The organism is Variovorax saccharolyticus, assembly GCF_030316765.1.
GTDB lineage: Bacteria > Pseudomonadota > Gammaproteobacteria > Burkholderiales > Burkholderiaceae_C > Variovorax > Variovorax saccharolyticus.
In genome coordinates, this window is sequence record NZ_JASZYT010000005.1 from 306,044 (window position 1) to 319,075 (window position 13,032).

The 13,032-nt window shown below is 67.0% G+C and carries 13 protein-coding genes; 4 read left to right on the forward strand and 9 right to left on the reverse strand.

Going from position 1 to position 13,032, the window contains the following annotated elements:
* Nucleotides 1-34: 34 nt before the first annotated feature.
* The 5 genes from QTI45_RS17685 to QTI45_RS17705 form a co-directional block, all read right to left on the reverse strand.
* A complete protein-coding gene (locus QTI45_RS17685; RefSeq protein ID WP_286655361.1) occupies nucleotides 35-1,549 on the reverse strand; it encodes an MFS transporter in 1,515 nt (504 codons plus the stop codon).
* On the reverse strand, nucleotides 1,546-1,920 hold the full coding sequence (locus QTI45_RS17690; RefSeq protein WP_286370471.1) for a YciI family protein: 375 nt from the start codon (nucleotides 1,918-1,920) through the stop codon (nucleotides 1,546-1,548). Before QTI45_RS17690 ends, QTI45_RS17685 begins: the two co-directional genes overlap by 4 nt.
* Nucleotides 1,917-2,288: a YciI family protein gene (locus tag QTI45_RS17695; RefSeq protein WP_286655362.1), complete on the reverse strand. Its 372-nt coding sequence runs from the start codon at nucleotides 2,286-2,288 to the stop codon at nucleotides 1,917-1,919. The genes QTI45_RS17690 and QTI45_RS17695 overlap by 4 nt, the downstream gene beginning before the upstream one ends.
* Nucleotides 2,289-2,416: 128 nt before the next feature.
* Nucleotides 2,417-3,685 carry an RNA polymerase sigma factor gene (locus QTI45_RS17700; RefSeq protein ID WP_286655363.1) on the reverse strand — a complete coding sequence of 423 codons (1,269 nt, stop codon included), beginning with the start codon at nucleotides 3,683-3,685 and terminating at the stop codon, nucleotides 2,417-2,419.
* A 114-nt stretch (nucleotides 3,686-3,799) separates the two neighbouring features.
* A complete protein-coding gene (locus QTI45_RS17705) occupies nucleotides 3,800-4,060 on the reverse strand; it encodes a hypothetical protein (protein ID WP_286655364.1) in 261 nt (86 codons plus the stop codon).
* Nucleotides 4,061-4,520: 460 nt separating this feature from the next.
* On the opposite strand from QTI45_RS17705, the gene QTI45_RS17710 reads away from it, so the two are divergent.
* Nucleotides 4,521-5,888, forward strand: a complete 1,368-nt coding sequence (locus QTI45_RS17710; protein ID WP_286370479.1) for a sensor histidine kinase — start codon at nucleotides 4,521-4,523, stop codon at nucleotides 5,886-5,888.
* A gap of 2 nt (nucleotides 5,889-5,890) precedes the next feature.
* Here the strand turns inward: QTI45_RS17710 and QTI45_RS17715 are convergent, their stop codons facing one another.
* From QTI45_RS17715 to QTI45_RS17725, 3 genes are all read right to left on the reverse strand, one after another.
* On the reverse strand, nucleotides 5,891-6,016 hold the full coding sequence (locus QTI45_RS17715) for a hypothetical protein (RefSeq protein WP_286370480.1): 126 nt from the start codon (nucleotides 6,014-6,016) through the stop codon (nucleotides 5,891-5,893).
* 87 nt (nucleotides 6,017-6,103) lie between these two features.
* Nucleotides 6,104-7,687, reverse strand: coding sequence for an MFS transporter (locus tag QTI45_RS17720; protein ID WP_286370481.1), 1,584 nt, complete (start codon nucleotides 7,685-7,687; stop codon nucleotides 6,104-6,106).
* 76 nt (nucleotides 7,688-7,763) lie between these two features.
* Nucleotides 7,764-8,021: a hypothetical protein gene (locus QTI45_RS17725; protein ID WP_286655365.1), complete on the reverse strand. Its 258-nt coding sequence runs from the start codon at nucleotides 8,019-8,021 to the stop codon at nucleotides 7,764-7,766.
* Between the two features lie 257 nt (nucleotides 8,022-8,278).
* On the opposite strand from QTI45_RS17725, the gene QTI45_RS17730 reads away from it, so the two are divergent.
* The 3 genes from QTI45_RS17730 to QTI45_RS17740 all read left to right on the forward strand — a co-directional run bounded on the left by QTI45_RS17730 (nucleotide 8,279) and on the right by QTI45_RS17740 (nucleotide 11,716).
* On the forward strand, nucleotides 8,279-8,689 hold the full coding sequence (locus QTI45_RS17730; RefSeq protein WP_286655366.1) for a hypothetical protein: 411 nt from the start codon (nucleotides 8,279-8,281) through the stop codon (nucleotides 8,687-8,689).
* 938 nt (nucleotides 8,690-9,627) lie between these two features.
* Nucleotides 9,628-10,305 carry a response regulator transcription factor gene (locus QTI45_RS17735; RefSeq protein ID WP_286370485.1) on the forward strand — a complete coding sequence of 226 codons (678 nt, stop codon included), beginning with the start codon at nucleotides 9,628-9,630 and terminating at the stop codon, nucleotides 10,303-10,305.
* A gap of 70 nt (nucleotides 10,306-10,375) precedes the next feature.
* On the forward strand, nucleotides 10,376-11,716 hold the full coding sequence (locus QTI45_RS17740) for a sensor histidine kinase (RefSeq protein WP_286655367.1): 1,341 nt from the start codon (nucleotides 10,376-10,378) through the stop codon (nucleotides 11,714-11,716).
* Here the strand turns inward: QTI45_RS17740 and QTI45_RS17745 are convergent.
* Entirely contained in the window at nucleotides 11,679-13,022 is a 1,344-nt protein-coding gene (locus QTI45_RS17745; protein ID WP_286370487.1) for an HlyD family type I secretion periplasmic adaptor subunit, read from the reverse strand. The genes QTI45_RS17740 and QTI45_RS17745 overlap by 38 nt on opposite strands.
* Nucleotides 13,023-13,032: the final 10 nt, after the last annotated feature.

Genomic DNA, 13,032 nt, shown 5'->3' on the forward strand with positions numbered 1-13,032 from the left:
GGAGGGGTGGGGTCCTGGGGCTTCACCCGGCGGATTATTTCAGGCTGGAGATCGGCTCCGGCTGCGACGATCTCGGCGCCGGAGGCCTTCCGACTTCGCGCAGGATGACCGCTGCCAGCAATGCGGCCGCCAGCGCGACGGCGGCGCTGATGAGCGCGGTCAGCTCGAAGGCCTGGGCAAAGGCCTCGCGCGACGCGTCGCCGAGGCGATCGCCCGCCGGTCCGGCAAGCCCTGCCGCCAGGTCGGCCCCCGCCATCGCGCGCCGGTAGACGGCGACGGCCACGCTGCCCAGGATCGCGATGCCGAGCGCACCGCCCAGTTCCGAGCTGGTCTCGGACAGCGCCGAAGCCGTGCCGGCGCGCTCCGCAGGCGCGGCTCCCACCAGCATGTCGGCGGCCAGGGTGAACACGAAGGACAGCCCGAGCGACAGCATCACATAGCCGATCACGAGCATGCGCAAGCCGTTGTCCCGGTCCAGCTGCACCAGCAGCCCGAAGCCGGCTGCAGCCAGCACCAGGCCCGCGGCGACCACGAAACCCGGGCGGATCCGGCGCACCAAGCGCGCTGCCAGGTTGGACCCGACGATGAATGCCAGGCTGGACGGCAGCGACCACAGGCCGGCTTCGAGCGGCGACAGGCCGAGCACCAGTTGCAGGTACTGCGCGATCAGCAGGAAGGCCGCGAAGCCGACGAAGAAGCCCAGCGTGTTGATGAGCAGCGCCGCACTGAAGGCCGGCGCACGCAGCAGCCGCAGGTCGATCAACGGATCGGCCAGCTTCCCCTGGCGCCTGACGAAGGCGATACCGGTCGCGACGCCCGCTGCCATCACCGCGATCGGCCAGGCGCCGAGGCCCGACTCCGCGATGCGCTTGAGCCCATGGATCACCGCCAGCACCGCGACGACCGAGAGCGCCGCGCTGGGCAGGTCGAGGCGGCCCGCCTTCTCGTCGCGGTACTCCGGCAGCAGCCAGGGCCCGATCGCGAGCAGCAGTGCCATGACCGGCACGCCCACCAGAAACACCGAGCCCCACCAGAAATGCTCCAGCAGCAGGCCGCCGACCAGGGGCCCGATGGCGCCGCCGACCGCGAAGCTGGTCACCCAGACGCCGATGGCGACGGTGCGCTCCTGGGCATCGAGGAACATGTTGCGGATCAGCGAGAGGGTCGAGGGCGCGAGCGTGGCGCCGGCGACGCCGAGCAGCGCGCGGGTGGCGATCAGCATTCCGGCGCTGGTCGAGAAGGCGGCAAGCACCGATGCGGCGCCGAAGCAGGCGGCGCCGATCAGCAGCAGCTTGCGCCGCCCGATGCGGTCGCCCAGCGTGCCCATCGTGATCAGCGAACCCGCCAGCATGAAGCCGTAGATGTCGACGATCCAGAGCATCTGTGCGCTCGTGGGGCGCAGCGCCGCGGTCAGGTGGGGCACCGCGAGATTGAGGACCGTCAGGTCCATCGCGTAGAGCAGGCAGGGCAGCGCGATGACGGCGAGGCCGATCCATTCGCGCGCCGTCGCCTTCGGCTGGGCGCCGGCGCCGGCGGTGGCCGCTTTCATCGTGCGTCTCCCGCAGTGCCCTCGGGCGGCGCCAGCACCGGCCGCACCTCGATGCTGCCGACCCGCGCCGAGGGGATCCCCGCCGCGATGCGCAGGGCTTCCTCGTCGTCCGCAGCGTCCACAAGGTAGAAGCCGCCGAGCTGCTCATTGGTCTCGATGAAAGGACCATCGGTCACGGACAGCTTGCCGTTGCGCATGCGCACGACCACCGCCTTGTCGGCGGACTCCAGCCCCTCGGAGGCGACCAGCTTGCCGCTGGCGCCGAGCTGGTCGTCGTAGTCGAGGTGCGCGTTCACGAAGGCCGGCAGCTCGGCGGGCGGGATCGCGTCCACCTGCGCTTGTGTCGCGAAGATCATGCAGAGGTATCTCATGACGTGCTCGCCTCCATGCGATCGACCTTGGCGATGGGCCGCACTTCGATGCTGCCCACGCGCGCGAGCGGAATGCCCGACGCGATCCGGATCGCCGCGTTGAGATCACCGGCCTCGATCAGCACGAAGCCGCCGAGCTGCTCCTTCGCGTCGACGAACGGGCCGTCCCTTCGCGACATCCTTCCGCTGCGCAGTGCCACCACCTTGGCGCGCTTGCCGCGCTGCAAGGCGTGCCCCGCGACGAGTTGGCCGCGCGATGCCAGTTCTTCCTGGCAGGCCATCGATTCGGCGGCGAGCGCAGCGCTCGCAGCGTCGGAAAGGGCGTCGAGCAGCGCCTCTTCGACATAGATCAGACACAGGTATTTCATGGGACTCTCCAGGACTTCGAGTGATGGGACACCCACTGGTCGTTCGGCGAGCCCACGGATCGACATCCATCCACGGGGCAGCGCAGGAAATTTGTATCGGCATGCATCGCGCCGCGCCATGCCGCCAGCTATGCCGGCAGCGCGGCCAGTCTTCGCGCGAGGAACTTCCGCTCGGGTGCCAGGCGGGCGAGCGCCAGTGCGCGTTCGTATGCACTGCGGGCCTCCGCATTGCGGCCGAGCCGCCGGCAGAGGTCGGCGCGTGCCGCGTGGGCCAGGTGATAGTCCGCGAGTTCGCCGGTCGCGAGGATGCCGTCGATCAGCGCGAGGCCCACCGCCGGGCCGTCGCGCATGGCGATCGCGACCGCGCGGTTCAGTGCGACCACCGGCGAGGGCTCGGCCCTCGACAACAGCTCGTAGAGGCCGGCGATCTGCCCCCAGTCGGTGGTGGCCGCATCGGCGGCTTCGGCATGCACGGCCGCGATGGCGGCTTGCAGCGTGTAGGGGCCGATGCGGCGCGCCGCGAAGGCGCGGGCCACCAGTGCGGCCCCTTCGGCGATCATTTCGCGGTTCCAGAGCCCGCGGTCCTGCGCCTCGAGCAGCACCAGGTCGCCCGACACGGACGTGCGTGCGGTACGGCGCGACTCCTGCAGGAGCATGAGCGCCAGCAGCCCCAGGGCCTCGGGCTCGGGAAGCAGGTCGAGCAGCAAGCGCCCGAGCCGGATCGCCTCGGCGCACAGGTCGGCCCGGGTCAGCGTTTCGCCCGAGGAGGCGGCATAGCCCTCGTTGAAGACCAGGTAGATCACGCGCAGCACGGCATCCAGCCGCTCCGGCAGATCCGCTGCCGAAGGCACTTGGTACGGGATGCCCGCATCGCGGATCCTGGCCTTGGCGCGGACGATGCGCTGGGCGATCGTGGGTGCCGACACCAGGAAGGCGCTGGCGATGTCTTCGGTCGCGAGTCCGCACACCGCGCGCAGCGTGAGCGCGACCTGCGCGTCCGGTGCCAGCGCGGGATTGCAGCAGGTGAAGATCAGGCGAAGCCGATCGTCCTCGAGGACTTCCGCCTCCTCGTCCCATGCGGGGGCGGCATCCGGCGCCGCCTCGACGGCATCCGCCGAGTCGTCCCACGCCTGGAAACGCGCTCGGCGGCGAATGGTGTCGATGGCCTTGAAGCGCCCGGCCGACACCAGCCACGCGCGCGGATGGTCGGGGACTCCCTGCGTGGGCCATTGTTCGAGCGCAGCGCGAAAGCCATCGTGCAAGGCTTCCTCGGCCAGGTCGAAATCGCCGAGAAGCCGGACCAGCGTGGCGAAGATGCGGCGCGACTCCTCCCGGTACATGGCGTCCAGGGTTTCGCGCACCACCTCGGGCGCAAGCCGTGGCGCCGACTGAAGCATGGAACTCGATTTCTTTGGCATCCGATGCGCCTCCGGGTCGACATCGCCACGCGCTGCGACGAATGCTATCGCTTTGGGCGACTCGTTCCCGGCTTGCCTATTGAAGCATCACACCTAGTAGCGGATGCCGCGGTGATACTCGTCGGCGATCGCGATCTCCTGCTTGGCCTGCTGGATCAGCTCTATGGCGCGCGCCGCGTGCCCGCCGAAGGTCGGACCATTGACTTGCTGAGCGCCGCGAACGTGATTGATCGCGACCTGCAGCGCATCTTCGGCGTTCTGGAAGTTCGGGTGCGAGAGCGCGTAGGCGGCAGCGCAGCCCATGAGGAGGGCTGCACTGGCGACGCCGGCGAAGAAGGACGAACAGGACTTCATGCGGATGACCTCGGTGAGAGGGTTGCGGTCTGGCCACGCGACAGGCGAAGAGCGCGGCGGAAGTGATTCTAGGAGGAGGGCGGGATACGACACTCGGCACTGCACGAGCACCCCGACAGGCCCCACAGGGCGATCGAAAGAGTCTGCCCTGAACCTCGCGGCGCCCACCTAAAAGAACTTCTTCGTTCTTTTCCTGCGGGTTCGGCCCCGCGATCAAAAGTCACACATCGTGCGTATTCGTCCCGTGCGTCGGGCGAAGCGACGGAGCGTCCGTCCTACGATGGCCCCCACAATTCAAGCCGATCATGTGACTGTTTTCTCAACTCGCGATGGGCGTCGGCAGCTGGCCGCCGACCCTTTGCAACCCGGACCCCCACCGATGCCTGGACAGCCCGATGTCTCGCCGACCCGACCTCCGGTCGCAGTAGCCTGTTTCCCATCGCTGTCTTCTGCCCCCCTCATGGCGCCCGGCGTCCCGCTCGACGAACGGGAGGAATTCATCCGGCGCAGCCTCGTCAACCGCTACATGCGCGAGTCGCTCGGGCAGGTCCCGCTCGGCCTGCTCCTGTGCATCGTCATGGCATCCCTGTGCCTGCGCGTGATCCCGATGGAGCATGTGATGCCCTGGATCACGGTGGTCGCTGCGTGCTACATCCTGCGCCATCTGGCCGAGACCAACTATGTGCGCCATCTCCAGGACGCACCGACGGCGGTGCAGCGCGGATTCGTGCGCGACATCCGGCCGGTCTACCTGGTGCTGGCGATCGGTCTCGGCAGTTCGGTCCTTCTCTTCTTCGATCGCCTCGGCGACATCAGCGAATTCGCCTGCTGGTCGATCCTGGCCGGGATGATGTACGTGCCGACGCCCCGGCTGGCGCTGCTTCCCGCGCTGGGTCGCGTGTACACCACGGCCTTCTTCGCGTCGGCGCTCTGCGGCATGCTGCTGGTCGCCTGGCAGCACCCGTCCCCCACCTCCCACACGGCCGTCTGGTTCATCCCGCTGGCGATCCTTCAATGGGCGCTCACCAACCGCATGACGCGCGAGATGCACAGGACCCAGCGCGAACACTACGGACTGGTCTTCGATCTCGCCGCCCAGAAGCGCGAGGCGGTCGAGGCCGTCCAGACGAAGAACCGCTTTCTCGCCGCCGCCACGCACGACATCCGCCAGCCTGCCGTGGCGCTGGCGATCTATGCGGAGTACCTCGAGGCCTACCCGGACATGCACCTCGAACTCGCGCCCAAGATCCATCGCGCGAGCCGGGCCGTCAATGGCCTGTTCGACTCGTTGTTCGACCTGTCCAAGTTCGATTCCGGCGAAGTGCAGCTCGCGGTCGGCCCGACGCGCATCGCCGAAGTCATCGCAGCGCTGGTGTCGACCGCCGACCCGCTGGCCCGCGAGAAGGGCATCGAGCTGCGCGTGCGCGTCGTCGACGCACTCCTGCAGACCGACGCCGCGCGCCTGCAACGCATGATCGGCAATGTGCTTGCGAACGCCATCAAGTACAGCCACCCCGGAACGAAGATCCTGCTGGCCACGCGCATGCGTGCGGGCTGCGTGCGTGTCGAGGTGTGGGACCAGGGCATCGGGATTCCGGCCGACCAGATCCAGAACGTTTTCGCCGAGTTCTATCGGGTCGATGCGGCGACCAGGCTGGCGCCGGACGGCATGGGCATCGGCCTGTCGCTGGTCACGCGCCTCGCGGCGGCGCTGAACACCCGGCTGACGATTGCCTCCGTCGAGGGTCGCGGCACCCGCGTGAGCATGGAGATTCGCGACGTGGACCCGGACCTGGCGAAGTGCAGGATCGCGCTCGACTGCGGTTGAACCTAGTTGCCGACCATGTGGTGATAGGTGCCCACGCCGACCAGCAGGAGCAGCACCGCAACGAAGGTCCAGCGCAATGCGCTTCGCACGCGCTTCGTGGTGTTCCTTGATTCACTGTCCCTTTTCATCCAAGGCTCCTGGCTGCGACGGGCCAGGACCTTTTACGCATCGGGTTCGAGGGGAACAATAGAGAAAAGACACTCCGGGCGTTCACCTCAACGCTCGGCGAGGTAGTGCTGGGTCGTCACCGCCTCGCCTTCGCGCAAGAACACCCGCACGCGGGCCTCGACTTCCTGGTCGGCCAGCGTGGCGCGGGCGCGCTGGTGCAGGTATTCGGCCCACGAAGTGACGATGAAGCGTTCGATGTACCGCGAAGGGTCGCCGAGGTCGCGATAGACGCGCCAGAGCGTGGCGCCGTCGCGCCGTCGGGAGGCGCGCAGCTGGGTCACGGCGTTGAGGAACTCCTCGGCCTCGCCGGCACGGATGCAGTAGCAGATCTCGACCGAGACCGGGCCATCTCCCGGCAGCGGCTGATTCTTGATCGGAAGATCATCCCAGAGGGCGACGGGTGTGATCTCCTGCGAGGCGCCCATGCGCAACGGCAGCCAGCGGGAGAGAAACACGCCGCCCGCCATGACGACCGCCGCGAGGCTCAGCGCAATCGCCAGCCCCGTGATGCCGGACACGGCACCCCAGAAGGCCGAGCCGATGGCGAACGAACCCAGCGCACTGAGCGTGTGCAGTGCCACGGCGCGTGAACGGACCCAGGGCGGCGCGCTGGACTGCGTGGCGGTGTTGAAGGTGGCCATCACCGCCATCCAGGCGGCGCCGCCGATGGCGAGCGCCGCGAACACGACGACCGGTATGCGCACGTAGGCAGCGATGACCATCACGGCCGCGAACACCATGCAACCCCCTGCGACGAGGCGCTCGAGTCCCAGGCGTGCGCGCAGCCTGCCCAGCACCAGGCCCGCAGCCACCGCGCCCGTGCCCAGGCATCCCATGAGGAAGCCGAACCCGGTTGCGCCCAGCTTCAGTTGCTGCGCCGCGATGGCCGGCAGCAGCGCCCACAGGGCCGAACCCGCACCGCTGTAGGCCACGGTGCGCAGCAACTGCGCCAGGATGATCGGCGAGTGTCTGGCATAGCGCAGGCCGGCGAGGGTCCCGCTCCAGAGCCGTTCCGCCGGCAGGGGGGACTGCGCATGGGGCGCAGGAGGCCAGCGCCGCAGTGCCTGCATCATCACCAGGACGCTGACGGCGGCCACCACGAACACCCAGCCCGCGCCCAGCCATGCGAAAACGAAGCCCGCGATCGACGGCCCCAGCGCCCGTGCGCTGTTCCAGGCGATGGACATCGCCGTGATGGCTTGCGGCATGTCCTCGCGCGGCACGGTGTCGGCCAGGCTGGTGTTCCAGGCGGGCGACAACAGCGCGGTGCAGCAGCCGGCGCCGAAGGTGAACAGCAGCAAGGTCCCCGGGCCTGCCCATCCCGCCAATGCGAGCAGGGACAGGACGAGGACGATCGCCACCTGGACGGCCAGCGCATTCAGGATCAGCCGTCGCCGGTCCGTGATGTCGGCCAGCACGCCCGCGGGCAGCGCCAGCAGGAACATCGGCAGGAAGACGGCGGTCTGAACCAGCGCCGCGAGGAAAGAGGAGCCCGTGAGCTCCACCATCAGCCACGAGGCCGCCATGACCTGCATGGCGTTGCCGGTGAAGTAGATGGCGCTGCCGGTCCATAGCCCCCGGAAGGCGGGCAGACGCAACGGGGACCAGATGGAGTGGGAAGCGGCGGGCATCGAAGGACTTTCGCCCGATTATGGGCGGGGCGTCGGTCGCTTCTTTTCGAGGGCTACAGGTGCCGACCCCCGCCGATCACCTCTTGCGATCCAGATGGATGAGGCCCTTGCGCTCCAAACGCTGCAGGATCTGGGTCAGCGTCGAGTGCGGCACGTCGATCCCCTGACGCATCAGCGCCAGCACCGCGGCGCTGGGGGTTCGGCTTTCCGCAGGGAGTCGGCCGAAGGCCTCCAGGACCGCCAGCTCGCGCGGCCGGAGCGCAGGCACGCGCGGCAGTTGAACGAACTGAGGCTGGTCCTGTGGCCTCGCTCGCAATGGCTTCCTGGAGATCATCGGCGTCCACTTCGCGTCGCCTTCGGGAGGGCTCGTGCGGCTGCACTGTACAAGTGAACGACAGCGCCGTGCGTAGAGGGCGGCGAACGCAAGTGGAGGGGAGAATTACAACGATTCTTGTTCCTGTGATGCAGCCTTGCCCCCTGATGCCAGCGTGTGCCGACCGAAGCGGCAGTTGGCGCCGGCACCGTGCGCGTCGGCATCAAGGCTACAGTTCAGGCCGAGGTTTCATCTGTTCTTCACTCCAGGCAAAAGCAATGAACAAACTTCCGTCCATCTTCAAGAGCATCTGCGCCATTGCACTGATTGCGATGGCTGCCGGCTGCGCAACCAGCCATCCGGACCGCGACAAGATCGCAATCGCGGCGGGCTTCAAGATCGTGACACCGACCACTCCTGAACAGAAGGCGCTCTACGCGAAACTGCCCCAGGACTCCGTCACGCCCGTCAAGTACAAGGGTGGCCTCTACTACATGATGCGCGATTCCTCGAATGGCATGGTGCTGGTCGGCAACTCGGCCCAGTATTCGGTCTACCAGGAGATGCGGTATCACCAACGCATGAACAACGAGGACCTGCGAGAGGCGCAGATCGACGAGATGAACAACGTGGATTGGGGTGCGTGGGGCGGTGGGGGTGCGGCCTTTGTCGGCGGCTTCGCCCCTTGAACGAAGAATCGACGAGTCCACACGTGTTGCTCGTGTCGATGTGGGTGAGTCGGGTCAGTCCCGGATAGTCCGCCAACGGCGGCCGCCCTTGAGCAAAATGCACGGAGGCGTCGCGCAAGAGTCGGCTATGGTTCGGCCATCTGCCCTCCTAACAATGCTCCTGCCAGAGTCGCCGCCATGCCCCCACCGGACACAGTCCCCGATTCGCTGAACCTGTCGAGCTCGCCTTCGATGCCTGAAGCGACGCCACCCGGCCGCTTGTCACCGGCCGAGCAAGCCGAGCCCGCCAGCCGCTTCGGGGCAGCAGCCAGCATCATCGATCGCCTCGACCTCCGCCCGCTGCACATGCGGCAGCGGCGCCCATGGTGGAGGCTCTGGTAGCGCCAAGTCCGATGTCGTTACTTATGTTGGATAAGAAAAAAGATTGCACTTTCACGTAACCAACAATACATTTGATACGGCTGGTTGCGTTATGCAATGCAGACCGTCAAGCACAGGAGACACAAGTGCACATGGCAAAAGTCCACGAACGATCGGCCATCGGCCCGCCCCCGTCCATGAAGAAGTCGCGGGTCGGTCCAGGTTTGCGCCAAGCACCCGATGTTCCGAGTCGCCCCCAAACGCGGTGGCGTCTGTGCATGCTCTGCCAGTAGGACCCGCGCGGCGACATCTCGAACGCCGTCCGGCCCTCGAAGCAGGCCCTTCCAACACCTAGAAGCCCGCAGTGCGGGCTGACCGTCGACGCGGCGCGTGCGCGTGCCGCATGACACTTCTTGCGCCCGAAAACCGACCATTTGATACAGCCAGGAGAGCTCCCATGCCAGCGCTCATCCAAGCCGATCCGCCAGTCCTTCATCCACGGAGGCGGCGCACTGCAGCAGGCAGCACGCTTCAGACTGTGACCTTGCGCCACGAGTCCTGACCTCGAGGAGCGTCCCATGCGCTTGCTTCTGGTCGAAGACAACGAACTGCTGGGCAGTGCCGTTCACAAGGGTCTGGTACGCGCCGGCTACGCCGTGGACTGGAGTCATTCGGGCAAAGGCGTTCTCAGTTCGCTCGCGTCCTGCAACTACGACTGCGTCCTGCTGGACCTGGGCCTGCCGGAAGTGCCCGGCGATGTGCTCCTCAAGAGCATGCGCACGCGGGGATTCTCGGTCTCCGTGATCGTGATCACCGCGCGCTGCGGGATCGCGGATCGCGTCAAGCTGCTCGACATGGGTGCGGACGACTACATGGTCAAGCCGCTCGACCTGGACGAGGTGGCCTCGAGGGTCCGCGCCGTGCTGCGCCGGGTGCAGGGCAAGGCTCCCGCGTCGGGCAATCCGGAGCATGGCCCGTTGAAGCTGTACCCCTCCAACCGCATGGCGACCTGGCACGGCGAACCCGTTTCCCTGACCAACAAGGAGTTCTGGCTGCTCGAGATCCTGGTCCGCCGCAAGAACCAGGTCCTGACCCGCTCCCAGCTCGAAGAGGCTCTCTACACCTTCGACGTCGAGGTCGAGAGCAACGCGGTCGAGGTCTACGTTCACTACCTGCGGCGAAAGCTCTCGCCGGACCTGATCCTCACGGTGCGAGGCGTCGGCTATCAACTCGGGCCCGAATGCCGAAATGTCTAAGCTGATCGCCTCCTGGTCCCTGCGCCGCCGGGTCTCGGCAATCGCCATCTTCGTCTGCATCGCCACCTTGATGGCGGGCGGCATCGCCATGCATCGGGCCGATCTGATTGCCGACAGGAACGTGCTGGATGCCCGGCTGGTCACGTTGGCGAAGACAGTGCTCGCCTTCGTCGAGCACGAGATCGAGGAAGAAGGAATCATCAAGGGGCTTGGCGACGCGGCGAAGGAGACCGCCGGTTCGCTCGGCTCGAGATACCACTATCAGATCTGGTCGCGCGAGGGCCAACTCCTGCATCACAGTCACGAAGCGGATTCGACCGACCCGATGCGTCCGCTCGACGAGCGTGGCTTCGGTGAAGCAAGCGTCGATGGCGAAGCGGTCCGAACCTATGCCGAGGGCGCAAGGAAGAGCGGGATGGTCATCCAGATCGCGGAGCGCATGCGAGACCGGGAGATCGCCGCCGGCATCACCACCGGGTACTTTCTGGCCTTCCTGGCGGTCCCGCTGCTTCTGATCTTCGTCGCCACCTGGTGGTTTCTCGACCGCGCCCTTCACTCCGTCGACGGCTACGCTTCCCAACTGAAGGAGCGGCATCCGCTCGATCTCTCCATCCTCAAGCCCGCCAACCCGCCCGCGGAGCTCAAGCCGATGGTCGATGCGATCAACGAACTGTTCAACCGCTTCAAGAAGGCGCTGTCCGTCGAAAGGGAGTTCACGGCCGTGGCCGCGCATCAGATGCGTACGCCTCTGGCCGGCTTGCGAGCGCAGGCGCAGTTGGCCGCCATGTCGACCGACTCGCCCCGGGACTTGTCGACCTCGCTGCGCAGCTTGATGACAGGCATCGACCAGGCCAGCCACCTGCTGAACCGGCTGCTCGATCTCGCCCGCATCGACAGCCTGACGGCCGTGGGCGGGCATCGCATGGACTCGGTCGATCTGGAAGCGCTCTACCGCAGCGTCATGTGCGATCTGGGGCCGCTGGCGGCCGAGAGGCAGCTCACGCTCAAGCGCCGATTCGCGGTCGACGAGGTGCCCGCGGCCGAACTCGGTGTCCACATGCTGATGCACAACCTCATCGCCAACGCGATCCGCTTCACGCCTGCCGGCGGCTCCATCGAGGTCGGCAGCTCCAGGGACAGGCAGGCGGTTCTCCTGTGCGTGGATGATTCCGGCCCCGGCATCCCTGCCAGCCAGCATGCCGAGGCCTTCCAGCGCTTCAACCGCCTCGGCCGTGTCGACGGCCACGGCGTCGGGCTCGGCCTGTCGATCGTGCAGGCGGTGGCGCAGGCGCATCAGGCGGTGGTGCGCTTGCTCGAATCTCCGCTGGGCGGCCTGCGGGTCGAGGTCCGATTTCCGCTTTCCCATCAGGCACTCACATCTGGCGCGCCGCCCGGCGCATCGTGGAAGTGACCGGGTCGAGAAGATATTGCAGGGCGGTCTGGAAGCCGCCCTCGATATAGACCTCGGCCGGCATGCCCGCCTGCATCTTGAGGTCGCCCACTGCCTTCACCGATTCGGGGTCGGCAAGGATCAACACGCTGTAGTAGGGAGATTGGGTCACCTTGTCGGTGAACCGATCTCCCGAGACATAGGTGACCTTGCCGGTCACCATCGTGGCGTTCCGGTACTTGAACGCCGTGAACTTGATGCGGGCGGCTTGCCCGACCAGCACGTTGTTGACTTCCTCCGGCCGGATCTGGGCCTCGATCATCAGCGCCGTGTTGCTCGGCACGATCTCCGCGATCGCTTCACCTGGACGCACGACGGCCCCGGCGGATGTGAACTTCAGGTCGATGATCTCGCCGGCTGCCGGCGCGAGGACGACCTGGCGCGTCGTGGCGTCGTCGGACTTGCGCAGCTCCTGCTCGATCTCGCTCACGCGGGCCACCGTCGTCTTCAGCTGGTCGCTGGCGGAGCGAAGGTATTCATTGATGATCGAGTTGCTCTTGATGTCCGCGTCGATCAGTCGCCCATGGCCGCGCGCGAGCTCGGAGCGACGCTCCTCCAGCTTGGAGGTGTAGTCCGCCACCGCGGCCTCCATCTGGTTGATCCGCGCGGTCGAGACGAAGCCCTCGCGCACCAGATCGCGATTGGCATCGAGGTCGCGATGCTGCAGGCCGAGCGACTCCTGCGCCTTGGCGCCTTGAGCTTCCAGCGCGCCGATTTCCTGCTGCACGCGCTGACGCAGCTGCTTGATCAGGGCCAGTTCGCTTTGCAGTGCATGCTGCCGGGCGGAGAACAAGGCTGCTTCCTTGGCCATCGCGTCCTGCAGGCGAGGGTCCTTCTGGGCCTCCGCGCGCAGCGCTTCGGAGAACACCAGCTTGCCGGCGCGCCGCTGCTCCGCGTCGAGCCGCTCGAGCGTCGTGCGTTCAACCGCCAGGCGGTAGGTCAGCCGGTTGCGGTCCGCATCGACCCCCACGTCACCGATGACGACCAGGGGATCGCCTTCCTTGACCACCTGCCCGTCGCGGACGAGGACCTGACGAACGATGCCGCCTTCCAGGTGCTGCACCGGCCGCCGATTGAGATCGACCTTCACATGCGCCGGCGCCACCACCGCCATCGCCAGCGGCGCCAGCCCGATCCAGAGGGCCAGTGGAACGACGATGGCCAGCACCGTTCCCAGCCCCAGTGCCGTCAATTTCCTGATCAGCTGTTCGTTGGTCTTGCGCGGTGCTGCATCGCCACCCGGCGGGATCGCTTGGACGTGAGACATGGACTTCAGC

What these genes read in the sequence shown, in the direction of transcription:
- QTI45_RS17685 (WP_286655361.1), bottom strand. Translation starts at nt 1,549, where the DNA reads ATGAAAGCGGCCACCGCCGGCGCCGGCGCCCAGCCGAAGGCGACGGCG.
- QTI45_RS17690 (WP_286370471.1), bottom strand. Translation starts at nt 1,920, where the DNA reads ATGAGATACCTCTGCATGATCTTCGCGACACAAGCGCAGGTGGACGCG.
- QTI45_RS17695 (WP_286655362.1), bottom strand. Translation starts at nt 2,288, where the DNA reads ATGAAATACCTGTGTCTGATCTATGTCGAAGAGGCGCTGCTCGACGCC.
- QTI45_RS17700 (WP_286655363.1), bottom strand. Translation starts at nt 3,685, where the DNA reads ATGCTTCAGTCGGCGCCACGGCTTGCGCCCGAGGTGGTGCGCGAAACC.
- QTI45_RS17705 (WP_286655364.1), bottom strand. Translation starts at nt 4,060, where the DNA reads ATGAAGTCCTGTTCGTCCTTCTTCGCCGGCGTCGCCAGTGCAGCCCTC.
- QTI45_RS17710 (WP_286370479.1), top strand. Translation starts at nt 4,521, where the DNA reads ATGGCGCCCGGCGTCCCGCTCGACGAACGGGAGGAATTCATCCGGCGC.
- QTI45_RS17715 (WP_286370480.1), bottom strand. Translation starts at nt 6,016, where the DNA reads ATGAAAAGGGACAGTGAATCAAGGAACACCACGAAGCGCGTGCGAAGC.
- QTI45_RS17720 (WP_286370481.1), bottom strand. Translation starts at nt 7,687, where the DNA reads ATGCCCGCCGCTTCCCACTCCATCTGGTCCCCGTTGCGTCTGCCCGCC.
- QTI45_RS17725 (WP_286655365.1), bottom strand. Translation starts at nt 8,021, where the DNA reads ATGATCTCCAGGAAGCCATTGCGAGCGAGGCCACAGGACCAGCCTCAG.
- QTI45_RS17730 (WP_286655366.1), top strand. Translation starts at nt 8,279, where the DNA reads ATGAACAAACTTCCGTCCATCTTCAAGAGCATCTGCGCCATTGCACTG.
- QTI45_RS17735 (WP_286370485.1), top strand. Translation starts at nt 9,628, where the DNA reads ATGCGCTTGCTTCTGGTCGAAGACAACGAACTGCTGGGCAGTGCCGTT.
- QTI45_RS17740 (WP_286655367.1), top strand. Translation starts at nt 10,376, where the DNA reads ATGGCGGGCGGCATCGCCATGCATCGGGCCGATCTGATTGCCGACAGG.
- QTI45_RS17745 (WP_286370487.1), bottom strand. Translation starts at nt 13,022, where the DNA reads ATGTCTCACGTCCAAGCGATCCCGCCGGGTGGCGATGCAGCACCGCGC.